The sequence below is a fragment of the Streptomyces subrutilus genome (genome assembly GCF_008704535.1).
Lineage (GTDB): Bacteria > Actinomycetota > Actinomycetes > Streptomycetales > Streptomycetaceae > Streptomyces > Streptomyces subrutilus.
This window is the reverse complement of the sequence record NZ_CP023701.1, coordinates 7,405,214-7,428,231: the sequence shown is the minus strand read 5'-3', so window position 1 is coordinate 7,428,231 and position 23,018 is coordinate 7,405,214. Positions and strand designations below refer to the sequence as shown.

The following is a 23,018-nucleotide window of genomic DNA, read 5'->3' as shown; positions in this document are numbered from 1 at the left end:
TCGGACATGGAATGACCATCGAACACTCCGATCTTCGCCCGGCGGGACTGCCGGCCAACGACGACTACCGGCTGGGCACCGTCGCCTACACCGATGAGGAGCGGGGTGCCGTCCTCGCGAAGCTGGAGGGTTACCTCGGTGAGCGGCGCGGGCGTTTCCTGGGGTACCAGGTCAACCTGTCGCTCGACGGGCACGCCGCTCTCGGCCGGTTCCTGGGCTATCACATCAACAACATCGGGGACCCGTTCGTCGACAGCAACTACAGCCTGCACTCCCGGTGGCTGGAGCGGGCCGTCCTGGAGCACTACGCCGGTCTGTGGCACGCACCGCTGCCACAGGACCCGGCCCGCCCGCGTGACGAGGACGGGTGGGGATACGTCCTGTCGATGGGCAGCACCGAGGGCAACCTCTACGCCATGTGGAACGCCCGGGACTACCTCGACGGCAACGCCCTGGTCCGCGACGAGGTCTCCGGCGACGCCAGTTGCCGTACCAGCTACCTGCGGGCCCAGCACCCCGACGACAACCCCAACGCCTACACCCCCGTGGCGTTCTTCTCTCAGGAGACCCACTACTCCCACATCAAGGCCATGCGGGTGCTGGACATCCCGACCTTCTACGACCTGGGCGGAAGCCTCTACCCGGGCGAGTGCCCCATCGACGTGAGCGGCACCGGGACGCAGACCTACAACGGCTGGCCGCTCGGCGGCGTCCCGACCACCGGCGGCGACGAGGGACCGGGCACCGTCGACGTCGACGCACTCGTGGCCCTCGTGGACTTCTTCGCGGCCAAGGGACACCCCGTCCTGGTGAACTTCAACATCGGCAGCGTCTTCAAGGGCGCCTACGACGACGTCCAGGGCGCCTGCGAACGCCTGCGCCCGGTCTTCGCGCGACACGGCCTGGTCGACCGCACCGTCCGCTTCGACCCCGACGACCCCGAGCGCGTCAGCATCCGCAACGGCTACTGGATCCACGTCGACGGGGCCCTCGGCGGCGCCTACGCCCCCTACCTGGAGAAGGCCCGCGACAGCGGACTCATCGACAGCGCACCACCGGTCTTCGACTTCCGGATCCCCGAGGTGTCCTCCATCGTCACCAGCGGCCACAAATACCCCGGGGCCCCCGTCCCCACCGGCATCTACATGTCCCGCGCCGGCTCCAAACTCCGTCCGCCGTCCGACCCCGCGGTCGTCTCCTCCCCCGACAGCACCTTCGCCGGCTCGCGCAGCGGCTTCGCCTCCCTCGCCATGTGGAACCACCTCGCGCAATCCGGCGAGGAGCAGCAGGTGCGGCAGGCCGCCGAAGTCCTGAGGATCGCCGAATACACGGCCGAACGCCTCAGGGAGCTCAGCACACGGCTGCGGGACCGCCAGGAGCCCTGGGCCGAAGACGGCATCGAAGTCGGCCACGGCGAACACGCCCTCAGCGTCTGGTTCCAGCAGCCCCGCGCCGAGATCACCCGCAAGTACTCCCTGGCCTGCGTCCCCCTCAACCTCGGCGGCCGCCGGCACGACTACAGCCACGTCTACGTCATGCCCCACGTCACGCAGGAGCTGATCGACGAACTCCTCGACGACCTCGCCCAGCCAGGAGCATTCGACCGCACCGACGACAAGGACGCCGAACGCCCCCCGCTCCCCCACCAGCGCTGACCCCGCGGCGGCCGGCCGGAGCGCCACGCACGCGCTTACCGGCCCGTCGCCCCGCACCTCCCCGGTTGCGGGGCGACGGGCCGAGGGCCCGACCCGCCGATACGGCAGCCTCCGGTCCCCTTCGGACGAGGAGAACACGCCTGCCTCGTACGGGCGTCCATCACCGCGATCGCGGAACGGACGGTCCCCGGCATCCTCGACGTGCACCCCGGCGTCCGCATCGACCCGTCGGAGCCGAGTCGGTCACGGCGACGTCGCCGTCCGGTGCGGCGGCCCGTCCAGGGGGTGGTGCACCGCGACGGCGATCTTGCCGCGCGGGCGTCGGCGGCCCTCGCCGGCAGAGCCTCCTTCCAGCAGTGCGTGCGCCTGAGCGATGTCGGCCAGCGGGAGGACGGCGCCGATCACCGGCCGGAGTCCGCCCTGGTCGACCAGTCGGCCGAGGGCCGCGAGCTTGGCCCGGCCGGGGCTGACGAAGAGGAAGTGGTAGGTCGCGTTCACGCCCCACGCGGCGAGCAGGTTCTGCGGTTCGGGGATGTCCACGATGGACACCACGCGGCCTCGGTCGGCAAGGACCTCCGCGCTGCGGGCGAGGGTGTCCCCGCCCACCGTGTCCAGCACGACGTCCACCCCACCGAGCGCGCGGACCTGCGGCACGTAGTCACCGGCCGAGAAGTCGATCGCGAGGTCGGCTCCCAGTCCGGTGACGAACTCGTGGTCCCTTGCCCGCGCGGTGGTCACCACCTCGGCTCCCAGCGCGCTGGCGACCTGGACGGCGACCGAGCCGACCCCGCCCGCTCCGCCGTGCACCAGGACCCGTTCCCCGGCCCGCACACCGGCCCGTTCGACCAGCGCCTCCCACGCCGTCACGCCCACGAGCGCGAGCCCGGCGGCCTCCACGTGCGACAACCGTGCGGGCTTGCGGGCGACCAGGGCCTGGTCGACCACGTGGAACTCGGCGTAGGTTCCCTGCCCGGCGAACACCGGCGCCAGGTACCAGACCTCGTCACCCGGCTGGAAGTCGCCCGCCCCGGGTCCGGTCTCGACCACCACGCCGGACACGTCGTTGCCGATCACCGCGGGCAGTGCCACCTGGTCGCGGTAGTCGCCGCGCCTGGTCTGCAGGTCCAGGGGGTTCACGGACGTGGCCCTCACGCGCACCAGCAGCTGCCCGGGGCCGGGATCGGGCCTTGGCAGCTCTCGGGCGGCGAACGCGGTGTCCGCGTCACCGAAGCGGACGAGTTCCATCACACGCATCGAAGTCGGCATGCGGTGATCTTAGATCGAGATATCGCGAATTATCAATATGTCCATGCGTTACGATCACCTGGTGTTTTCGGAGGCGGAGTTGCTGACTGTGTTCCGGGCCCTGTCCAACCCGGCCCGCCGTCAGATGCTGGTGTGGCTCAAGGAGCCGATGAGCTTCCCCGGCCAGGAGCCCGAGGACGTCGGGATCGGTGTCTGCGTGACCGACATCCAGCAGCGTGCGGGGTTGGGGCAGTCGACCACCTCGCAGTACCTGGCGATGCTGCGGCAAGCGGGGCTGGTGGTCGCCACCCGACGGGGCAAGTGGACCTACTACCGCCGCGACGAGGCGAACATCGCCCGCCTCCTGGAGACCCTGGGCGACGTGTTCTAGCCCCGGACCGGACCCACCGGCCGGCACCGCATCGCACGCCGGCTCGCCACGTCCCCCCGCACCCGCCGCTGCCGCCCCTACGCTGAACCGGTGACCCGGACGCCGCCCCCTGGGGGCATCGATCTCTTCGACGTCGAGCGACTGCACCTCGCGGAGGCGGAAGAGCCGCCGCTGCCGCCCTCCGACGCGATGGCCAGGGACCTGGTCTGGGACGGGGCGGTCCTGGCCAACCCGGCTCTGTTCGACGGGCCGGTGGTGGCCTGTGCGGGGCTGGAGCGCACGGGCCCGCGCATCCTGCGCTTGTCCTGGGTGCGGGTCACCTACCGGCACTACGGCCTTCGCCGCGTTCCCGGCGCCACGGCGCTCGCCTCCTTGTTCGTGAACGTCGTCCAGCCCACCGATGACGGCCGTGTGACGGTGGCGAGGATGTCCCCCTCCACGGCCACGCCCGGCCGCCGGCAACTGCCGGGCGGCTGCGTGGAGCCGCCCCCGGACGGTGCGGGACTGGACGTGTGCGGCCTGGCCGGCCAGGCCGCACGGGAGCTGATCGAAGAGGTGGGCGTCCACGCGGCCCCGGCGACCCTGAGGCTGTGGGCCGTCACCCGCGGGAAGCACGGCAGCGTCGGCCTGACCCACGTCGCTCCGGCCCTTCCCGAGACGGCCCTGCGCGCGGCCTTCGCCAGCGCTGCGGACGCCGAGCGGGACCAGGGACGCGAGCCCGAACCGGACGGCATCGCGTTCGTGCACTCACCTCGGGAGCTGGCCGGCCGCGCCGGGCCGCACGTGGACTACCCGGAGCCGGTCGTCCGCCGCCACGCCGCCGGCGGATGAAGCCGGTCGGCGCTGCTCGGGCGCCTGCCGGGAAGGCGGCGCCGAGGTCAGCCGCACGGCCTGCCGGGTCGCCGCGTGCGGCGCGCCCGAGCTGCCCGCATCGTGGGACCCGGCCGCGGCGTCACCGGCGGGGCAGGCCGGTCAGCCAGTGCTGGACGGCCAGGGCGGTGGTGTCGGCGTGTGCCTCCAGCAGGGTGAAGTGGTCTCCGGGGACGGTGACTTCGGTGTGCGGCAGCGGCCAGGCGGGAGCCGGGGGTGTGCCGGGCAGCGGGTCCCGGGCCCGGAGGAAGAGGGTCGGGGCCGCCGGCCGCGCGGGCCGCCAGCCGGAGTACAGGGCGAAATGACCGGCCATGGCCGTCAGCCGGCCGGGATCGGACGAGGCGAACCGAGCGGCCCGCCGGAGCATGCCGGCCGTCATGGCGGAGAGCGCCTCCTCGCCGTCGGCGCGGCCGGCGGGATAGGTGTCCAGCAGGACGACGGCGACCGGGGCGGCGTCCTCGGCCGCCAGCCGCTGCGCGACGGCCTGGGCCGCCCACCCGCCCGCCGAACGCCCGAGGAGGGCGAACGGCTCCCCTTCCGCGGCGGCGCGGACCGCGGCGGCCTGCGCCGTGACGAAGGCGTCCAGGGTGGCCGGCAGCGGCTGTGACCGTGCGAACCCCGGATGCGGCAGGGCGGTGACCGGCCGGAGGCCGCGCAGTCGCAGGCCGAGCCGGACGTACTCCTCCGGCCCGGCGAGCGCGCTCAGCGCCGGGAAGCAGAGCAGCCTGGGGCCCGTCCCGCCGGTCGCGAGCGGGACGGCCGCCGGGACCTCGCCGGGCGCCTCGGCGCTGTCGAAGACCGGGCGCGGGCGCGCGGCGACCGTCAGCAGGGCCATCCCGTCCATGGTCCGCCCTTGCGCGCAGGCGGTACGGAACAGGGTGCCGAGGGAGTCCGGGAACGCGTCGCCCGCCGCGGCGCCGGTGTCCGATGCCGGGGCCGGGGCCGCGGTCGGCTGCGTGGTGCGCGGGACGTACCGCTCCGCGAGGTGGGTGGCGACCGCGCGCGGGGTGGGGAAGTCGAACAGCAGCGTGGGCGGGAGGGTCGACTGCGTCGCCGTCGCGAGGCGGTTGCGCAGTTCGACCGCGGCCAGCGAGTCGAGCCCCCGGTCCGCCAGCCGGTCGTCCGGACCGATCGCCTCGTCGGCCTCGGTGTGGCCGAGCACCTCGGCCGCCAGCGCCCGGACCTCGGCGAGCAGCAGGCCGGCGCGCCCGTCCGGCGTCGCGTCGGCGAGCCGTGGGGCCGGGGTGGTGGCCGGCCCGCTCGGGGCGGACGGTCCGGTGGCGGGATGGGCGGCGGGGCCGGTGGACCGGGTCGAGCGGGCGGTCGTACGGGAGCGGGCTCCGGTCACGAGGGACGGGGCGAGGCGGGCCGCCACCGGGGCCGGGTCGGCGCCGCGGACGGCCGCGTCGAAGAGCGCGAGACCCTCCTCCGGGGTGAGCGGGGCGAATCCCGCGCGGCCCATCCGTCGCCGCCGCCGTGCCGTCGTCCGGGGCCGCCATGGTGACGGGGCCCGCCTCGGTACTGCCGTAGTGCTCCAGGTAGGGGACGCGGCAGGCCGCCTCGAACGCCCGCCGGAACGCCGGCCCCGCCGAGGCGCCGCCGCTGACGCACCCGCGCAGGGCGGGTGTGCCCAGGCCGGTGCCGTCCCCGTCGCGCACGGCGTCGAGCAGGGCGGAGCAGGTGGTCGGCACGCCGCCGAGGAGGGTGTGGGGGGCGTCCGTACGGCGGAGTTCGGCGAGCACCCCCGCCGCCGTGAACCTGGGCGGGATGGTGGCGCTCGCCCCGGTGGCGGCCACTCCCACCACGCAGACCACCTGGCTCATGGCGTGGTGCAGCGGCAGGGGCCACAGCAGCCGGTCCCGCCGGGACATGCCGAGGACACCGGCGAGTCCGGCGGCCACGGGCGCGAGGCGGTTGCGCTGTGTGCTCAGCACGCCCTTGGGGGCGCCGGAGGAACCGGAGGTGTAGAGCAGCCAGGCCACCTCGTCCAGCCCGAGGTCGTCCGGCGCGGGCGTTCCCGGTTCCGTGGCCGCCAGGTCCTCGTAGCGCAGCGGGCCGGCGTCGGCGCCGTGCGGCTCCCGGGACACGGCCCGCTCCGGCCCGCTCCCCTCTCCGCCCTCGGCCAGTACCACGGTCAGAACGGGGCGCGCCGCCAGCAGCGGCCGCAGCCGGGTCAGCCGGGCGCGGTCGGTGACGACCACGCGGGCGCCGCTGTCGTCCAGCAGGTGGGCCAGCTCCGCCCTCGGAGCTCCCGGCGTCCAGCGGCACGCCGATCGCGCTCGCCCGGGTGACGGCGAGCAGGCTCTCGACCGCCTCGACCCGGTTGCCGAGCAGGATCGCCGCCCGCTCGTCCCGCACCGCGCCGAGCCCCGCCAGGTGACCCGCCAGCCGCCCGGTCCTGCGCTCCAGCTCCCGGTAGGTCAGCCGGGTGCGGCGGTCTTCGAAGGCGACCTTCTCCCCGATGCTCCGGGCGTGCTCCCGCAGCAACTCCGGGAGGGGCCTGACGATGTCCGCGTCCATACCCATCTGTTCACAACCTCCTGAGGGGACTCGCCGTGGAGGATGCCGCCACGGCCCGGCGGGTTCCCCCCGGCGGCACGCACGCGAAGTCCGGAGCGGAACGGATGCGCCGGCGCACGCCCCAGTCGGCCCTTCCGGCGCCGGCGCCGCACCCCACGAACCGCTGCGGCGGGCCCTGCCGCACAGCGGCAAGGCCGCCGTCACCGAGCTCGCGGGACCCCGCTCCCGCGAGCGCCCGGGCCTCCCGCACGCGTGGACCGGCTCACCGGCCGGCACGGACCGCGCCGGCCGGACGGCTTCCGCTCCACCGGCTGGGCCGCACCGGCCGCCCCGTCCGGTAGTCGGCCCGGCCCCGCGTGACCCAGGCCCGACAGCAACCGCTGACGCGACGGGTGGGCGAGCGCCGCGAACCGCTCGGGCGCACCGTTCTCCGGTACGTCCTCAGGGGGCGGCAGGTGGGAGGGCTGATCACGCACTTCGAAAGTACCCAAATCCTTTGGCACTTCCGCAAGGGCAGTGCTCTACTCCCTGCCATGACGACACCGACGAAGCTCGCGGCCGCCCCTGTCATCGACGAGACCGCCCGGCTGCTGACCGAGCACTACGTTTTCCCCGGGATAGCCGAACAGCTGTCCGCCCTGCTGCGACGACGCCTCACCGAGGGCGCCTACGACGTCGACGGTGCCGAAGAGCTCGCCCGGCTGGTCACCGCCGACCTGCAGTCCGTCAACGGCGACCGGCACCTGAGACTGAAGCACCACACCGTCCCGGTCCCCCCGAAGCAGGGGGCGGCCACCCGGGACGCCATGCGCCGCGACTTCGACGCCTCCCTCGGCGGTGCGCCCCGGGTGCAGTTGCTCGACGGAGGGGTCGCCGTGGTGGAGCTGGCACCGATGCTGTTTCCGCTGGAGTGGGCCGCCGAACCGCTGAGCGCCGCACTCACCCTGGCCTCCCGCGCCCGGGCGCTGATCGTGGACCTTCGCGGCAACCGGGGCGGCGACCCGGACGCCGTCGCCTTCGTCTGCAGCTACCTGCTCGACGAGCGCACCCACCTCAACACCATGCACTGGCGCGGCGGCGAGCGCGGCGAGCAGTCCTGGAGCCTGCCGCACGTTCCCGGCGCGCGCTTCGGCGGCAGCAAGCCGTTGTACGTGCTGGCCGGCGACAGCACCTTCTCCGCCGCCGAGGAGCTGGCGTACGACCTCCAACAGCTCGGCCGCGCCGTGGTCGTCGGCGAGGCCACCCGCGGCGGCGCACACCCGTGCCAGGGCTGGACCGTGCACCCGCACCTGGAAGCCACCGTTCCGGTCGGCCGCGCCGTCAACCCCGTCTCCGGCACGAACTGGGAGGGCACCGGCGTACAGCCCGACGTCCCCTGCGCCGCCCCCGACTCCCTCGCCCGCGCCCACGCCCTGGCCCTCACCCGGCTGTCGGGCTGACCCGGCCCGGCTCCCCCGCGCGGCCCTCCCGGCCGACCCGGTCCGCGGAGATCCTGCCCTGTGCAGCAGCACGCCGGCGCCGAGGTGGTCGATGAAGAGCAGACGGTCTTGCGCCGACAGCCCCCTACGGCGGGCACGAGTCGGGCGATCACATCGACCGGCGGCCCTGTGACCCCCTGATCCCTGCTCCCCACAGCACGAGTTCGTCAGCCCGCGTGGTCGCGGATGACCTCCCGGGCCAGCAGGGCCCGGGCCGGGCCCAGTTCGCGGGCCACCGCGGCCGCCCGTGCGGCGCCGTACGGGACCTGCGGCGCGAAGGGGCCGGGCACCTCGACGCACCGGCGGCGCAGATGGGTGGGCGGGTGCGTGGCATCGACGCCGTGCCCGCGCCGGGCCGCCACCCGCCGCAGGCGCTCGTACTCGTGCTCGGGCACACCGGCGACGTACTCGGCCAGCCGCTCCCACAACCCGTCCTCCGGCCGCGCAGCGACCGGGAGCCTGCCCGGCCCGCCCTTGCCCCGGGCCGCCACCGACTCCCGACGCAGGTAGTTCGCGACGGAGCCACAGAGCAGGAGCCGGTCCAGAAGCGCCACGGCCGCCACGGTGGAGCCGGCCCGGGCCGAGCTCACGTCGGCCAGGTACTCAGCGCGCTGCGATTCGCGCAGGGTCAAGTGGTCCAGGAGCGACAGCAGCCCGATGACGGCCGTCAGAGGCAGGAAGGCCAGCACGCTCACCAGCCGGTCCACGACGCCGCCCGACGAAATGGGCGTCAGGACGTAGCGCCAGGTCGCCAGTGCACGCAGTGCGTCTGACATGAAGACGCCGCGGCGGGTGTCCCCATGGGCGAAATGCCCCAGCTCGTGCCCGAGCAGGGCCACCCGCTCCTGGGGCGAGAGGACCTCCCAGAGCCCGAGGCCGATGGTGAGGACCCGCCGCGCCCGCAGACCGTAGGTCGTGACCGAGGCGTTGGCCTCCGTTTCGACCACCACCACGTGCACCCCGGTCGTCCCCACGACGCCGGCGACCTCGTCGATGAGCGCGAACAGCTCCGGCGCATCAGCCCGGTACAGCAACGGCCCCTCCTGCGGAAGGCGCATGCGCCGCGGCCGCATGACCCAGGCCAGGCCCAGCATCAGGGCGCCGACCGCCGGCAGGATCCCGGTGTCCCAGCCCAGGACCAGCAACAGGACCCCCGCCACGGCGAGGAGCACGGTCCCGGCGTTCACGAGCACGGCGATCGAGAGCGCCAGCAGCGTGCCCGCATCGCGCTTCACGCGGCCGAACGACCCGCCGTCCCGCTCCATCTCCGCTGCGAGCTGCTCACCGTACTTCCGGGCCATCCTCCGCCGGGCCGCGGCGATCCAGCCGGGCTCCGGATCGGGCGCACCGGGATCCACGTTCCAGTCGCAGACGGCGCACCACACCACGTACCGCTCGTCGACGGGCACGGCCGCCCCGCACTCCGGGCACGACGTGCCGACGCGCTCTGCCAGGTCATCGGCTCTTCCCACGATCTCAATCCCCCTCGTGCCCCCGCCTATCCTTCTCCGACCGCGGAGCACAGTGGTCCGCGCGCGTCAGGTATGCGTCCACGACGCTGGAGCCCGGACCGAGCAGTGGCAGCAGCTGATAGGCAGGGCCGAAGCCGCCGTCGGCGACCTCCCGGTACAGGGACGTGAGCATGACGCGGGCGGGTGACCGCGGGCGGTTCGCGGTCAGCGGCGGCCCGTGGCCAGGATGACGAGGAACTGGCCGCCGCCCGCCTCGATGTCCGCGGTGACCGGCATCCCCGGGACCAGTCGGGAGAACCGGTCCACCAGCCAGTCCGCTGCCGCCCGGGCGTCCTTCCTGGTAGGACAACGGCCCACCATCTCGCGGCCTCCCTTGCGCTGGAGCCTGTCCGCGACGGCGATCAGCGGCGCGGGTTCGACCACGTACAGGCGCTCCGGCCAGGCGATGACCACCTTGACCGCACCCTTGCGGGTGTTGCACCCGCGGTGCGCGAGCCGCTCGGCGACCTTGGCCTTTCGGTCGGCGGTCCGGCTGTCGACACTCGGCCCGCGCGGGTCGTTCACCGACTCGTCGGGGTCGACCGGCTCGTCACACACCCAGCAACGCCAGCCGTCGCGCTCGGCCACATCATCAAGAAGACTCATCCGAGCAAACTAGCCTGCCCGGCGGCCACCCGCGTACCGGGGCCCCGGCAACCGCTCCCCCCGCTGTGAGAACCCGGCCCGCGAACCCGACCCGCGGCCCGCCGTCAGCCCGGCGCCACCGCCCGTCGGGCCGGCACATCGGGCGGCGGGGTACCGCCCCGCCCGGACGGCCGCCGGTCCCGAGCCCCGGAACGTCGGCGCCGACCGGCCGGCGGGGTGCGGCCCGTTGGACCAATCCGTCCGGTCGCGCGCGTCGCTCCCGTACCTGCCGACGTGACCGGATGTACCACTCAACGAACCACGGCATTGGTCTAGTCCATGTTCTGGTCAAGTCATCGGCACGGTCATTGACGCCGCGGTGACCCTGCCGCTTCGGTAGCTCGACAGCGGTGCGCAACAACGGCGTTGGCGTGCCCCGTGCCCTCCCGCACTCCTCCCCCCACGAAGCATTGGACTGCCCATGATGAGACGTCTACGGCCGCTCCGCTCCGCCCTCACCGCGGCCGTCACCGCCGTGGCCGCCCTGGGCCTCGCCGCGACCACCGCCGCCCCCGCCCAGGCCGCGACCCCGCTCCCCGCGCACGTCTTCGCCCCGTACTTCGAGGCCTGGACCGGAGAGAGCCCGGCCGCCCTCAGCGCCCAGTCGGGCGCCAAGCACCTGACGATGGCGTTCCTGCAGACGGCCGCGAAGGGCTCGTGCACCGCGTACTGGAACGGCGACACCGGCACCCCGGTCGCCGCGTCCTCCTTCGGCGCCGACATCAAGACGATCCAGTCCCGGGGCGGTGACGTCATCCCGTCCTTCGGCGGGTACACGGCCGACACCACCGGCACCGAGATCGCCGACAGTTGCACCGACGTCAACCAGATCGCCGCCGTCTACCAGAAGGTCATCACGACCTACGACGTCACCCGGCTCGACATGGACATCGAGGTCGACTCGCTGGACAACACCGCGGGCATCGACCGGCGCAACAAGGCCATCAAGGTGCTCCAGGACTGGGCCGCGGCCAACGGCCGCAAGATCGAGGTCTCGTACACCCTGCCGACGACCACCCGCGGCCTCGCCGCCAGCGGGCTCAACGTCCTCAAGAACGCCGTGGCCAACGGCGCCCGGGTCGACGTCGTCAACCTCATGACCTTCGACTACTACGACAACGCCGCCCACGACATGGCCGCCGACACCAAGACGGCCGCGCAGGGCCTGTACGACCAGCTCGCCAAGCTGTATCCGGCCAAGACGCCCGCGCAGCTCTGGGGCTCGGTCGGCATCACCGAGATGATCGGCGTGGACGACTTCGGCCCGGCCGAGACGCTCAGCCTCGCCAACGCCCGCACGGTCTACGACTGGGCGGTCTCCAAGGGCGTCAACACGCTGTCCTTCTGGGCCCTCCAGCGCGACAACGGCGGCTGCCCGGGTGGCGCGGCCGCCGACAACTGCTCCGGCATCCAGCAGAACACCTGGGACTTCTCCCACGTCTTCGCGCCGTTCACCAGCGGCACCACCGCCCCCGCCGACGACTTCTCGGTGGCCGTGACGCCCGCCGCCGCGACCGTCGCGGCGGGCGCCTCCACCACCGCGACCGTGTCGACGGCGGTGACCGCCGGTACGGCGAAGCCGGTGAACCTCACGGTCAGCGGGCTGCCCGCGGGCGTCACCGCCTCGCTCAGCCCGGCCTCGGTGACGGCCGGCGGCTCGTCGACCCTCACGGTCGCCGCGACGGCGGCCGCGGTGTCGGGGACGTACCAGATCGTGGTCAACGGGGCGAGCGCCTCGGCGGGTCACGCGGCGGTCCTCACCCTGACCGTCACCGGCGGCACGACCGCCTGCACGGCCGCGCCGTGGGTCACGTCCTCCGTCTACACCGGCGGCCAGCAGGTCGCGCACAAGGGCCACAACTGGAAGGCCAAGTGGTGGACGACGGGCGAGGAGCCCGGCACCACGGGTCAGTGGGGCGTCTGGCAGGACCTGGGCGCCTGCTGAACCCCCGGGCGGCGAGGCCCGACTGATCGTTTCGCCGTGTGCCGCCCGTCGGCCGCGTGACCGGCCCGTCCCAGGGGGGAGCCCTCTGGGACGGGCCGCTCCCGCTGTCCCACCCGGCCCGGTCGCGGGCCGGCCGGGGCCCGGACGCACGCCGGCCCGGCCCTGTCGGCCGGGCCGGGATCGAGGGCACCGCGGCGTCGGCGAGGGGCGCGCTACCCGCGGTGGGACTTGACGGCGTCTTCCACGGTCGGCTGGAAGCTGAAGAGCTGGTCGAGGCCGATGATGCGGAAGACGTGCATCAGGTCGGTGTTCAGCCCGACGAGGAACAGGGGTGCGTCCACCTTGCACGCGCGGTGGTAGGCCATGACGAGCACGGTGATGCCGGTGGAGTCGCAGTAGGTGAGCGCGGAGAGGTCGATCAGCACGGGTGCGTCCGGGCCGAAGGGCGTCTCCTGGATGACGCGGGTGAGCTCCGGCGCCGTGTGGTGGTCGAGTTCGCCGGCCACCTCCACCACGGCGGCGCCGCCGGGGTGCGTGTGTCGGGTGGCGGTCAGAGTGCGGTTGGTCACCGGTTCTCCTGGGCGGCTCGGGGTGTGCGGCGGGGCGGGACGGAAAGGGCGAGCAGCGCGGTGTCGTCGCTCACTCCGCTTCCCAGATCGGTGAAGAGCTTGTGCACCGTGGCCAACAGGCCGTCGGCTCCGCGGGCGGCGTGGCCGGTCAGATGGCGGGCCAGGCCCTCCTCGCCGAGCATGCTGCCGTCCGCGGTACGGGCCTCGATCAGCCCGTCGGTGTACAGCAGCAGCGCGTCGCCGGGGGCGAGGCGGGTGGTGGCCTGCACGAAGTGGGGGTCGGGCAGGAGCCCGATCAGCTGGCCGCCGGCGGTGGACACCGGCTCGACGGTGCCGTCCGCGCGCACCGCCAGGGTCGGGGGGTGGCCCCCGCCGGCCAGGGTCACGGTGAACGACCCGTCGGACGCGGCGTCGAGCACGCCGAACACGGCGGTGCAGAAGCGCGGGGTGTCGCCCTGGTACTCGCCCTTGAGGACGGCGTCGAGGTTGGCCAGGGCCGTGCAGGGATCGGGGTCGTAGATCGCGGCGGCGCGCAGGGTGTAGCGGGTCAGCGAGGTCAGGGCGGCGGCCTCGGCGCCCTTGCCGCACACGTCGCCGAGGAAGAACGCCCAGCGGCCGTCGTCGAGGGGGAACAGGTCGTAGAAGTCGCCGCCGATCTCGTCGACGGAGGCCGGGTGGTAGGCGGCGGCCGCGTGCAGTCCCGGCACGGCGGGCAGGGCCGGGGGCAGCAGGGTGCGCTGGAGGGTGCGGGCCAGGCGTTCGGCGTCGGCCCGTCGTTCGCGTTCGGCGGCGACCGTGTGCAGGGCCGACAGGCGCAGCTCCAGTTCGTCCATGACGAGTGCGGCCAGGTCCTGGAGGGCGGCGAGCTGGTCGTCGGTGGGACGGCGGGGGCGGGTGTCGAGGACGTTGACGGTGCCCAGGCGGTGGCCGTCGGCCGTGGTGATGGCGGCGGCGGCGTAGAAGCGCACGTCCAGGTCGTCGTGGACGAGGGGCCCGGCGGCGGTGCGCGGGTCGGTGCGGGCGTCGGTGGCGACGTACGGCTCGTCGTAGGCGAGGGGGCAGGCGCAGTGCGGCTCGTCGGGAGCGGCGGCGCAGACGCGCGGGCCGGTACCGGTGGCCGGGTCGCGGGGGATCTCCCCGATGCCCCGCAGGCCGTGCGCCGCCTTGAACCACACGCGGTCGCTGTCCACGATCGCCACCGTGGCCATGGGGACGTCGAAGATGCGGGCCGCGAGGGAGGCGATCTTGTCGAAGGTGCCGTCGGACGGGGTGTCCGGGACCGCGTAGCGGCGCACCGCGGCGAGCCGCCGCTGCTCGGCCGCCGCCGCGGCCTCCGCGTCCCCGTGGTGGAAGGCGTAACCGGCCCCCGTCATGTCGCCCCCGCCCCTCCTGTTGGCCTCGCCTGTTGGACCGCGGCGCGGCTGTCCTATCCTACGGTTCACGTCAACAAGCTCCTCCCCACGATCCGGCGGTCGGACGGGAACCTCCCGGTCACGGGTCCGCGGCGGGTGGAGGGGCCAGCACAATGGAAGCCGGCAGGCTGCGCTCGGGCATCGGCTGTCATGATCGAAGGGGTGGGCAGTGACGCGTTCCGAGGGTGCCGATCCGGCGGCGAGGGCGGCGGTCGGGGCCGAGGTGTTCACCGCCGACGAGACGGTCGGCCGGGATCTGGCCCTGGTGGACTGGGCGGCGACCTCGCCGCTCGGGGATCCGGAGGGCTGGCCGCAGAGCCTGAAGACGACCGTGAGCATCCTGCTGTCGTCGAAGTTCTCCATGTGGATGGCCTGGGGACCCGAACTCACCTTCTTCTGCAACGACGCCTACCGGCGCGACACCCTGGGCCGGAAGTACCCGTGGGCGCTGGGCCGGCCGGCGAGCGAGGTGTGGGCGGAGATCTGGAGCGACATCGGGCCCCGCATCGACACCGTGCTCACCACCGGCGAGGCCACCTGGGACCAGGGACTGCTGCTGTTCGTGGAGCGCTCCGGGTACCAGGAGGAGAGCTACCACACGTTCTCCTACAGCCCGCTGCGCGACGACGACGGCGTCGTCGTCGGCATGCTGTGCGTGGTCAGCGAGGAGACCGAGCGGGTCATCGGCGAACGCCGGATGGCGACGCTGCGCGATCTCGGCTCCGACCCCAGTGTGGTCCGCACCGAGCAGGAGATGCTCGACTTCGCCCGCCTGCAGCTGAGCCGCAACCCGCACGACCTGCCGTTCACCCTCACCTACCTCTTCCAGGAGGACGGCGGCGCCGCTCTGGCCGCGGTCACCGGCATCGGGACCGACCACCCCGCCGCCGTGGACCACCTGCCCCCGGGCGCCCACGGCGTGTGGCCGACGGTCGCCGCGGCCCGGGGCGATTCCGCGCTGGTGCCGCTGGACGGCGCCGTGTTCGCGGACCTGCCACGGGGCGGATGGCCGGAGGCGCCGCTCCAGGCGCTGGTGGTGCCGCTGCGGCAGCAGGGCGGGGACCCGTACGGCTTCATGGTGGTGGGCCTGAACCGCTACCGGGACCTGGACGACGGGTACCGCGGCTTCGTGGAGCTGGTGGCCGGGCACGTCGCCACCGGGGTCGCCAGCGCCCGCAGTTACCAGGCGCAGCAGCGGCGCGCGGAGGAGCTCGCGGAGCTGGACCGGGCGAAGACGACGTTCTTCTCCAACATCAGCCACGAGTTCCGCACCCCCCTCACCCTGATCATGGGACCGGTGGAAGAGCTGCGGGACCGGCTCACGGACGCGGACCCGCGCGTGCGCGAGGAGCTGGAGGTCGTCCACCGCAACGGGCTGCGGCTCGGCAAGCTGGTCAACACCCTGCTCGACTTCTCCCGCATCGAGGCGGGCCGGATGCAGGCCCATTACGAGCCGGTCGACCTGGCCGCGGTCACCGGCGAGCTCGCCAGCGTGTTCCGCTCCGCCGTCGACCGGGCCGGTCTGGAGTTCCGGGTCGACTGCGCCGCGCTGCCCGAACCGGTGTTCATCGACCGGAGCATGTGGGAGAAGGTCGTCCTCAACCTGCTCAGCAACGCCCTCAAGTTCACCTTCGACGGCACGATCCGCGTAGCGGTGGGCGCCGAGGACGGTGCGGCGGTGGTGACCGTCGACGACACCGGCATCGGGGTCGCGGCGCAGGAGATGCCCCGGCTGTTCGAGCGGTTCCACCGCATCGAGAACGCCCGGTCGCGCTCCAACGAGGGCAGCGGCATCGGCCTGGCCCTGGTGAAGGAGCTGGTCGGGCTGCACGGCGGGGAAATCGACGCCACGTCCGCCGAGGGCCGCGGCACCCGGTTCACCATCCGGCTGCCCTTCGGCTCCGCGCACCTGCCCGCCGACGCCGTGGTCTCGGAGGCGGCCACCGGCGCCGCTCCGGCCGCGACCGACCCCTTCGTCCAGGAGGCCTTGCGCTGGCTGCCGGGCGAGCAGACCACGACGACGCCCGCCCTCGTCAAGCCCGTCGCCGACGGGAGCTCGGACGGAGGAGCCCCGGGGACGGCGCTCCCGCTCCACGTCCTGGTCGCCGACGACAACGCCGACATGCGCGAGTACCTCATCCGCCTGCTGCGCGGTGCCGGATACCAGGTCAGTGCGGTCAACGACGGCCGCGAGGCACTGACGGCCGTCCGCGCCAAGGCCTTCGACCTGGTGGTCAGCGACGTGATGATGCCGCACCTCGACGGGCTCGCCCTGGTCGCTGCGCTGCGGTCCGACCCGCGCACCGCCTCGGTGCCCGTGCTGCTGCTGTCCGCCCGCGCCGGGCAGGAGGCGTCGATCGAGGGCCTGCAGGCCGGCGCGGACGACTACCTCGTCAAGCCGTTCGCGGCCGCCGAGCTCCTCGCCCGGGTACGGGCGACGATAGAGCTGGCCCGGTTGCGCAGCCACCACGCACGCTGGCGCACCGCGCTGGTGGACTCGCTGCAGGAGGCCTTCTTCGTCTGCGACGAGGACGGCACCGTCATCGAGATCAACGCGGCGTTCACCGACATCCTCGGGTACGGACCCGAGGGCCTGCCCTACCGGCCGATCCACCCCTGGTGGCCCGACGCCGCCACCGACGCCGAGGCGCACCGGCAGGTCAGCGACGCCTTCGCGCTGCTGCTCGGCAGCACCAAGGGCTCGTACACCATTCCGATCACCCACAGCGACGGGCACCGGTTGTGGGCGACGGCCACCTTCAACCAGGTCGACGATCCCGACACCGGGCGCCGCGTCACCGTCGGCACCTTCCGCGACGTCACCGCCGAGCACTACGCCATCCAGCGCGAGAGCGCGCTGGCGGCCCTGAGCACCTGCCTGTCGCGCGCCACCAGCCTCCCCGAGGCGCTGTCGGGCGCGCTGGGCGAGCTGCAGAAGCTGTGGCGCGCCCGGTCGGTCGTGGCGGCGGTCTTCGACCACGGCGACGCGCCCACGCTGACCTCCACCGGCGCACCGCTCACCTGGCCGGAGCTGCCGGGCGTGCGGCGCGAGACCCTCGACGTCCTGCGCCAGGGCCCGATCCTGACCCCGGTCGCCGACCACACCGGGGCCGGCATCCTCCTGGAGTTCCCCGACGGCCCGCTCGCCCTGTGGATCGACCTCGGCGAGAACCGGCCGTTCACCAACGAGGACCAGCTGCTGCTGTCCCTCCTGGCCGGTCACCTCGCCCAGGGGCTGAGCCGCGCCCACCAGATCGACCAGCAGCGCGAGACGGCGATCGCGCTCCAGCGCGCGATCCTCGGCCCCGCCCAGCTGCCCGCCGGTTTCGCCGTGCGGTACGAACCCGCCACCCAGCCCCTGGAGGTCGGCGGCGACTGGTACGACACCGTCACCCTGCCGGACGGCCGGATCGGCATCGTCGTCGGCGACTGCGTCGGGCGCGGCCTCGAAGCCGCCAGCGTCATGGGCCAGTTGCGCAGCGCCTGCCGGGCCCTGCTGCTCCAGGACGCGAGCCCGGCCCAGACGCTGATGGCCCTGGACCAGTTCGCCGCCGGCGTGCCGGGCGCGGTCTGCACCACCGTGTTCTGCGGCGTGCTCAACGCCGATACCGGTGAGCTGACGTACTCCAGCGCCGGCCATCCGCCCGGCATCCTGGTCCATCCGGACGGCACGTCGCAGCTGTTGGAGGACGGCCGCTCGCTGCCGTTGGCGGTCCGGCCCGGCAAGCAGCGCCCCGAGGGCGCCTGCACCATCCCGGCCCGGTCGACGCTGCTGCTGTACACCGACGGGCTCGTCGAACGCCGCCGCCGCCCGCTCAGTGCGGGCATCGACCAGGCGAGCGAGGCCCTGCAGGACGGCCGGGACACCTCGGTCGACGACCTGGCCACCGACGTCATGTCCCGGCTGGCCCCGTCCGGCGGCTACGACGACGACGTCGCGCTGCTGCTGTACCGCCACCCGGCCCCGCTGGAGATGTCCTTCCCCGCCGAGTCGTCCCAGCTCGCCCCCGTCCGCAAGACGCTGCGCGGCTGGCTCGACCAGTGCGACCTGCCCCCCACCACCGTGCAGAACGTCCTGGTGGCGGCGGGCGAGGCGTGTGCCAACGCCATCGAGCACGGCCACCGCGACGCCCCCGGCGACACGATCTACTTCCGGGCCGAGGCGTACGTCGACAAGCTGCACCTGACCATCGCCGACACCGGCCGCTGGAAAGCCCCGCAGCCCGAGCTCAACGCCCACCGCGGTCGCGGGATGGGCCTGATGCGCGCGCTGATGCAGAGGGTCACCGTCACTCCCGGACCGTCCGGTACCACCGTCGACATGCACACGAGGATCGCCTGATGACCACTCCCCTGACCCTCACCGCCGGACGACGGCCGGACGGTACCGCCCTGCTCACCGCTGTCGGCGAGATCGACATGAGCAACACCGGGGAGCTGGCCGCCGCCCTCGCGGGCACGGCCGGACCGCTGGTCCTGGACCTCACCGGTGTCGAGTACCTCGACAGCGCCGGTCTCAGCGTGCTCTTCCCGCACGCCGACCGCATCGAGCTGGTCACCAACCCGCTCCTGGAGCCGGTCCTGACCATCTCCGGCCTCAGCGACCTCACCACCGTCCACGGCGGGTAGCGGTCGCTCGCCGCGGCCCTCGCCACCGAGCGCGTGGACCCTGCCGGCCACCGGCAGCGATCACCTGCCGGTGGCGGCGTCCCTCGGTCGGTGAGCGGCGCGCGGACTCCAGGGGGCCTCTCCCCGGGTCCCGGAAAGAGGCCCCCGTCCAGTCCGGCCCTCCGGGGTCGGCGCGCCGAGCGGTGTCAGGGGCAGGTGACGAGGAGGACGGAGATGACCGTGCAGTGGGCCGTCGCGCTGTCGTTGAGCGGGTTGGGGTCGGTCGGCGCGGACGCCGTGCGCGTGCCGGTGACCGAGACGCGGCCCAGTGTGAGCAGGCCGACCGGTACCCGGAACGTCTTGACGGAACCGGCGCCCGCGGCGAGGGTGCCGTGGGCGCAGGTCACGGTGGCCGCGCCGGTCGTGCACCCCGGGGACAGGCCGGTGGCGGTGGTGCCCGGCGGCAGGCTCGCGGTGAGGGTGGCCGAGGTGACCGTGCCGGGGCCGGTGTTGCGGGCGGTGAGGGTGTAGGTGATGTACGGGACCAGCAGGCTCAGGCCCGGCTGCGCGGTCAGGTCGACGTCGATGTCGGCGGGCGCGAGCTGGTAGGTGTACCGGCCGGCCCCGACGACGGCGCTGGTGCCGCCGGGCGTGGTGACCTGGACGTCGACGGGGCCCGCCGCGTGGGCGGGCGCGGTGGCGGTGCACGCGGTGGCGGTGCAGGACAGGCCGGTGGCCGGGTTGCCGGGGCCGAAGGTCACGGAGGTGGCGCCGCTCAGGCCGGTGCCGCTGACGGTGACGGCCGTACCGCCGTCGGTGGTGCCGGCGGACGGGCTGAGCGAGGTCACCACGGGCGCCGGAAGGTAGACGTACCGCCCGGACGGAGACGGGGCGCTGGCGCCGCCGGCGGTGGTGGCCCGCACGTCGACGGTGCCGGTCCCGGCCGGCACGACGGCGGTGCAGGAGGTGGGGGTGCAGCTGACGCCGGTCGCCGGGTTGCCCGGGCCGAAGGTGAGGGCGGCGTCCGTCAGATCGGTGCCGGTGACGGTCACCTCGGTACCGCCGGCCGCGGGCCCGGTGTTCGGACTGACGGCCGTGACGGTCGGGGCGGGGGTGAAGGCGAAGACGATCCGCCCGTCCCCGGCGTTGGCTCCGTCGATCAGGGTGACGGGCGAGCCGGGGACCGTTCCGGAGACCAGGCTGGATCCGCCGCCTCCGCCGCCGCCCCCGCCACCGGTGGCGCCGTACCTGCCACCGCCTCCGCCCCGGCCTCCGCCGCCGTATCCGGCTCCGCCTCGGCCGCCGGCACCCGTCGGCCTGAAGACGCTCTGTGCGGCCGCGCCGCCGGGGCCGTTCGGATGGGCGCCCGGGGAGCCGTTCGGGCCCTCGTTGTCCACTCCGGGCCCTCCGGCCCCCGCGGCGCCGCCGGCGGTGGCGGTGCCCGCTCCCCCGCCGGCGCCGCCTTGGGCCTCGGGGGTCAGGCCGTTGCCGTCGGCGCCCGGGCTGCCGCTGTCGCCGCCGACCGCTCCCCGGTAGGCCGGGGTGCCTGTGCCCGCTCCGCCCGCGCCGCCGCCGGCGCCGGCGGTCAGCAGCGGTGCCCCGGTGGCGGTGGTCACGGCGACGAGGGCGCCGCCGAAGCCGGGCACGCCGAACTGCGGGTTCGAGGCGCCGTTGGCCCCGCGTCTGCCGACGGTGACGTCGAACGTCTCTCCCGGCGTGACGGGGAGGGTCGCGACGAGCCGGGCGCCCTTGCCTCCCGCAGTGCCGTCGGCGGCGTTCCCGCCGCCGGCGCCTTCGAGGGTCACGACCCCGCTGGAATAGCCGTCGGGCACGGTGACGCTCCCGGAACCGCCTGCCGCGCAGGTGATCGTGGTGGTGCCGCCCGCCACGACGGGGTCGGCGCACACCCCGTCCGCCGCGGCCGGGCCCGCCAGCACTGTCAGACCCCCGGCGGTCAGCGCGGTGGACGCGGCCACCGCCACCAGCCGGCGCCGCCACCGGGTGCGCGGCCGGTTCCCCACAGCAGTCGAAGACATCGGACTCCCCCCTCTCGCCTCCGCCCGGTGGCGGCCGGAGGTGAAGACTCCTGGGAAGCCGGTACCGGACGCTCGCGTACGACGGAGTCGGGCGCCGCGTGGTACGTCGGCGCCCCCGTCGCACGGGTACCTCGGGGCCCGTTGGAGGCCAACGGGCCCCGAGGTAGCGGCGGAAGCATCGCAGGGACGGGCCCGGCGCGGGCGGCGAATGCCGGATAGTGCTGGCGGGCCCGGGGGAATTCGCCGATCAGCGCCCCCTCTCGCACGCGATTGCGAAAGGATCGGAGACGTTCTCTGTCGGCCGATCGATCCGGCGGGCGGGTATCGGGATCAGCTGGCGCCCGCGCGCCGACGGCGGTGGAGCACGGCGGCTCCGCCCAGGAGGGCGAGGGTCGCGCCGGACCCGCCGGCCAGGAGCAGGGTGGAGGACGGGGCGGCGTCCTGCGGGCGCGCGGTGCTGTTGCCGCTGGAGTAGCCCTGGGTGTCGTACGGCGAACCGGGGAGCTTGTCGGCGTAGCGGGCTTTGACCAGCTTCTGGTACTCGCTGAGTGACACCGATGCCCGGCCGTCCAGTCCTTGCCTGGCCTGGTCGTTGAGCGGCTTGACGGTGAGGAGTTCGAGCTGGTACCAGCCGCGGATCTGCGGCTCGGTGAAGACCAGCGTGCCCACCGTGGCCGTTGCGGCGTACGCGGCGTCGTTGTCGCCGTCGCGCACGCCCGCCAGGTGCCAGCCGCCGCCCTGGGTGGGGGCGAGCATGACGGTGGCGTTGCGGCCGTTGACGGCGGTGCTCAGCGAGGAGACCAGCTGCGTCAGCTTGACCGCCTTGGTGGGCAGCGGCTGGTCCGTGCCGGCGACGAACCCGGCGGTGATCTCGTTCAGGGCCACCGGATCCTTGATGGTGAAGGCCGGGAGTCCCCGGCACGGCTCGGCCGTATCGGGAAGGGCCTGCACCCGTCCGCCGGCGTCGCCGGTGGGGACCGGCGTGCGCAGGAAGCGGCAGACGGTGTCGCGTACGGCGATGGACTTCACCGCGTTGAGCGCCGCCTGGTAGTCGGGGATGTCGGCCGGGAGGGGGTCCTTGGCCGGGGCCGCGTGGGCGGGGCCGACGACGGACAGCAGAGCGGAGGCGCTCAGTGCGATGACGAGGGACAGGCGGGAGAGGCCGGAGGCCGACCGCGTGCCGGACGATGGGGTGCCGCTGATGTCGCGCATGTCGCCTGCCTAGCGGGAGATACCGATGCGGGAGTGGGTCCACTTGGACGAGCTGTTGCTCACGTAGTCGTTGTAGTTCCACCAGGTGTACGTGGTGGTGTCCGGCCACGGGTCGGCCACCGCGATGGTGGTGTTCGACGTGTCGAAGCCGTAGACCACGTTCATGTGGCCGCCGCCCGAGGTCCAGCCGATCCGGGCACCGATCGGCCGGGCCGCCTTGACGTCGGTGTACACCTGGTTGAACGTGGCCGCGCTGTTCAGACCCGAGCCGGTGTGCGTCATGCCGAGGCTGTTCCAGCCCCTGGCCATGTCGTCGAGCGTGGCGGGCTGGTTGTTGCAGCCGTAGGCGGGCTGGGCCCGGCTGCAGAAGTCCGTCTGCGTGGAGCCGAAGCCCTGGAACTTCGCGATGGTCAGCCCGGAGGCGACCCAGCACCACTGGGACTTCTCCTGCTTCAGCATGGTGATGCTGTCCTGGCCCGCTTCCGCGTGCGCCGTGCCTCCCGCGGCCGCGAGCGATCCCAAAGCGGCCAGCGCGATGGCCGACGCCGTGGTTCCGTACCTGAACCTGCCCATTTTCCTGCCTTCCCCTGGTGGGTACACCGAGATGAACGGGGCAATCTGGCAGGAATATGACAGCGCATCATGTCCGGGGCACAAAGGGTTCTCGGTGCAATTTCACCCTTACCGGTGGGTTGTCAGGTAATCGCGCGATTCGGGGACCGTGGGCCCGAACCGGATGGCGGGGGTTCAGAACAGGGGCTCTTGGCCCGGAATCTTCTCGGGCTCGCTCCGGCGCCGCGGGTCGAGCAGCGCGAGCAGTTCCGAGGCGGGCGACGCGCCCTGCGGCGGGCCGCTGCCGGCCTCGGGCGGGCCGCTCGTGGCGGCTGGTGCGTCATCGGGCGGGGGAAGGCTGTTCGGCAT

The 23,018-nt window shown here is 73.8% G+C and carries 17 protein-coding genes and 3 pseudogenes; 7 read left to right on the top strand and 13 right to left on the bottom strand.

The window, feature by feature from the left end; genetic code table 11:
- Positions 1-11: 11 nt before the first annotated feature.
- Positions 12-1,655: a PLP-dependent aminotransferase family protein gene (locus CP968_RS33025; RefSeq protein ID WP_150521463.1), complete on the top strand. Its 1,644-nt coding sequence runs from the start codon at positions 12-14 to the stop codon at positions 1,653-1,655.
- 243 nt (positions 1,656-1,898) lie between these two features.
- On the opposite strand, the gene CP968_RS33020 is transcribed toward CP968_RS33025, so the two are convergent.
- Positions 1,899-2,921, bottom strand: coding sequence for a zinc-binding dehydrogenase (locus CP968_RS33020; RefSeq protein WP_150521462.1), 1,023 nt, complete (start codon positions 2,919-2,921; stop codon positions 1,899-1,901).
- 61 nt (positions 2,922-2,982) lie between these two features.
- On the opposite strand from CP968_RS33020, the gene CP968_RS33015 reads away from it, so the two are divergent.
- Together CP968_RS33015 and CP968_RS33010 are read left to right on the top strand one after the other, a co-directional pair.
- Positions 2,983-3,291, top strand: a complete 309-nt coding sequence (locus CP968_RS33015; protein WP_150521461.1) for an ArsR/SmtB family transcription factor — start codon at positions 2,983-2,985, stop codon at positions 3,289-3,291.
- A 90-nt stretch (positions 3,292-3,381) separates the two neighbouring features.
- A complete protein-coding gene (locus CP968_RS33010; RefSeq protein ID WP_150521460.1) occupies positions 3,382-4,122 on the top strand; it encodes an NUDIX hydrolase in 741 nt (246 codons plus the stop codon).
- A 121-nt stretch (positions 4,123-4,243) separates the two neighbouring features.
- On the opposite strand, the gene CP968_RS33005 is transcribed toward CP968_RS33010, so the two are convergent.
- From CP968_RS33005 to CP968_RS35760, 3 genes and pseudogenes are all read right to left on the bottom strand, one after another.
- Positions 4,244-5,623: a thioesterase domain-containing protein gene (locus CP968_RS33005; RefSeq protein ID WP_150521459.1), complete on the bottom strand. Its 1,380-nt coding sequence runs from the start codon at positions 5,621-5,623 to the stop codon at positions 4,244-4,246.
- A gap of 31 nt (positions 5,624-5,654) precedes the next feature.
- Positions 5,655-6,404 (bottom strand): annotated as a pseudogene (locus CP968_RS35765) (AMP-binding protein); the annotation flags it as partial.
- 25 nt (positions 6,405-6,429) lie between these two features.
- Positions 6,430-6,681 (bottom strand): annotated as a pseudogene (locus CP968_RS35760) (AMP-binding protein); the annotation flags it as partial.
- A gap of 533 nt (positions 6,682-7,214) precedes the next feature.
- Between CP968_RS35760 and CP968_RS32990 the strand changes: the two are divergent.
- Complete coding sequence (locus CP968_RS32990) at positions 7,215-8,120, top strand: S41 family peptidase (RefSeq protein ID WP_150521458.1); 906 nt, start codon at positions 7,215-7,217, stop codon at positions 8,118-8,120.
- 206 nt (positions 8,121-8,326) lie between these two features.
- Here CP968_RS32990 and CP968_RS32985 read toward each other — a convergent pair whose 3' ends face one another.
- The 3 genes and pseudogenes from CP968_RS32985 to CP968_RS32975 all read right to left on the bottom strand — a co-directional run bounded on the left by CP968_RS32985 (position 8,327) and on the right by CP968_RS32975 (position 10,276).
- Positions 8,327-9,631 (bottom strand): M48 family metallopeptidase, encoded by a 1,305-nt coding sequence (locus CP968_RS32985; protein WP_150521457.1) that lies wholly within the window; start codon positions 9,629-9,631, stop codon positions 8,327-8,329.
- Between the two features lie 61 nt (positions 9,632-9,692).
- A pseudogene (locus CP968_RS35755) lies at positions 9,693-9,800 on the bottom strand (SMI1/KNR4 family protein); the annotation flags it as partial.
- A 35-nt stretch (positions 9,801-9,835) separates the two neighbouring features.
- Positions 9,836-10,276: a hypothetical protein gene (locus CP968_RS32975; protein ID WP_150521456.1), complete on the bottom strand. Its 441-nt coding sequence runs from the start codon at positions 10,274-10,276 to the stop codon at positions 9,836-9,838.
- 463 nt (positions 10,277-10,739) lie between these two features.
- On the opposite strand from CP968_RS32975, the gene CP968_RS32970 reads away from it, so the two are divergent.
- Positions 10,740-12,260, top strand: coding sequence for a chitinase (locus CP968_RS32970; protein WP_150522283.1), 1,521 nt, complete (start codon positions 10,740-10,742; stop codon positions 12,258-12,260).
- Positions 12,261-12,472: 212 nt separating this feature from the next.
- Here CP968_RS32970 and CP968_RS32965 read toward each other — a convergent pair whose 3' ends face one another.
- Positions 12,473-12,829: an STAS domain-containing protein gene (locus CP968_RS32965; protein ID WP_150521455.1), complete on the bottom strand. Its 357-nt coding sequence runs from the start codon at positions 12,827-12,829 to the stop codon at positions 12,473-12,475.
- Positions 12,826-14,202 carry a PP2C family protein-serine/threonine phosphatase gene (locus CP968_RS32960; protein ID WP_150521454.1) on the bottom strand — a complete coding sequence of 459 codons (1,377 nt, stop codon included), beginning with the start codon at positions 14,200-14,202 and terminating at the stop codon, positions 12,826-12,828. Before CP968_RS32960 ends, CP968_RS32965 begins: the two co-directional genes overlap by 4 nt.
- Positions 14,203-14,410: 208 nt before the next feature.
- Between CP968_RS32960 and CP968_RS32955 the strand changes: the two genes are divergently transcribed.
- On the top strand, positions 14,411-18,583 hold the full coding sequence (locus tag CP968_RS32955) for a SpoIIE family protein phosphatase (protein ID WP_150521453.1): 4,173 nt from the start codon (positions 14,411-14,413) through the stop codon (positions 18,581-18,583).
- Positions 18,583-18,870 (top strand): STAS domain-containing protein, encoded by a 288-nt coding sequence (locus tag CP968_RS32950; protein ID WP_150521452.1) that lies wholly within the window; start codon positions 18,583-18,585, stop codon positions 18,868-18,870. Before CP968_RS32955 ends, CP968_RS32950 begins: the two co-directional genes overlap by 1 nt.
- A 185-nt stretch (positions 18,871-19,055) precedes the next feature.
- On the opposite strand, the gene CP968_RS35470 is transcribed toward CP968_RS32950, so the two are convergent.
- The 4 genes from CP968_RS35470 to CP968_RS34305 form a co-directional block, all read right to left on the bottom strand.
- Complete coding sequence (locus tag CP968_RS35470; RefSeq protein ID WP_150521451.1) at positions 19,056-20,885, bottom strand: IPT/TIG domain-containing protein; 1,830 nt, start codon at positions 20,883-20,885, stop codon at positions 19,056-19,058.
- A gap of 330 nt (positions 20,886-21,215) precedes the next feature.
- Positions 21,216-22,097 carry a hypothetical protein gene (locus CP968_RS32940; protein ID WP_150521450.1) on the bottom strand — a complete coding sequence of 294 codons (882 nt, stop codon included), beginning with the start codon at positions 22,095-22,097 and terminating at the stop codon, positions 21,216-21,218.
- 9 nt (positions 22,098-22,106) lie between these two features.
- Entirely contained in the window at positions 22,107-22,670 is a 564-nt protein-coding gene (locus tag CP968_RS32935; RefSeq protein WP_150521449.1) for a papain-like cysteine protease family protein, read from the bottom strand.
- A 174-nt stretch (positions 22,671-22,844) separates the two neighbouring features.
- Positions 22,845-23,018 carry a hypothetical protein gene (locus tag CP968_RS34305; RefSeq protein WP_167536904.1) on the bottom strand — a complete coding sequence of 58 codons (174 nt, stop codon included), beginning with the start codon at positions 23,016-23,018 and terminating at the stop codon, positions 22,845-22,847.

Excerpts from the sequence above, each read along its gene's own strand:
- CP968_RS32950 (WP_150521452.1), top strand. The coding sequence starts at position 18,583 with ATGACCACTCCCCTGACCCTCACCGCCGGACGACGGCCGGACGGTACC.
- CP968_RS33020 (WP_150521462.1), bottom strand. The coding sequence starts at position 2,921 with ATGCCGACTTCGATGCGTGTGATGGAACTCGTCCGCTTCGGTGACGCG.
- CP968_RS34305 (WP_167536904.1), bottom strand. The coding sequence starts at position 23,018 with ATGCCGAACAGCCTTCCCCCGCCCGATGACGCACCAGCCGCCACGAGC.
- CP968_RS32935 (WP_150521449.1), bottom strand. The coding sequence starts at position 22,670 with ATGGGCAGGTTCAGGTACGGAACCACGGCGTCGGCCATCGCGCTGGCC.
- CP968_RS33005 (WP_150521459.1), bottom strand. The coding sequence starts at position 5,623 with ATGGGCCGCGCGGGATTCGCCCCGCTCACCCCGGAGGAGGGTCTCGCG.
- CP968_RS33025 (WP_150521463.1), top strand. The coding sequence starts at position 12 with ATGACCATCGAACACTCCGATCTTCGCCCGGCGGGACTGCCGGCCAAC.
- CP968_RS32970 (WP_150522283.1), top strand. The coding sequence starts at position 10,740 with ATGAGACGTCTACGGCCGCTCCGCTCCGCCCTCACCGCGGCCGTCACC.
- CP968_RS35470 (WP_150521451.1), bottom strand. The coding sequence starts at position 20,885 with ATGTCTTCGACTGCTGTGGGGAACCGGCCGCGCACCCGGTGGCGGCGC.
- CP968_RS32940 (WP_150521450.1), bottom strand. The coding sequence starts at position 22,097 with ATGCGCGACATCAGCGGCACCCCATCGTCCGGCACGCGGTCGGCCTCC.
- CP968_RS32990 (WP_150521458.1), top strand. The coding sequence starts at position 7,215 with ATGACGACACCGACGAAGCTCGCGGCCGCCCCTGTCATCGACGAGACC.
- CP968_RS32975 (WP_150521456.1), bottom strand. The coding sequence starts at position 10,276 with ATGAGTCTTCTTGATGATGTGGCCGAGCGCGACGGCTGGCGTTGCTGG.
- CP968_RS32960 (WP_150521454.1), bottom strand. The coding sequence starts at position 14,202 with ATGACGGGGGCCGGTTACGCCTTCCACCACGGGGACGCGGAGGCCGCG.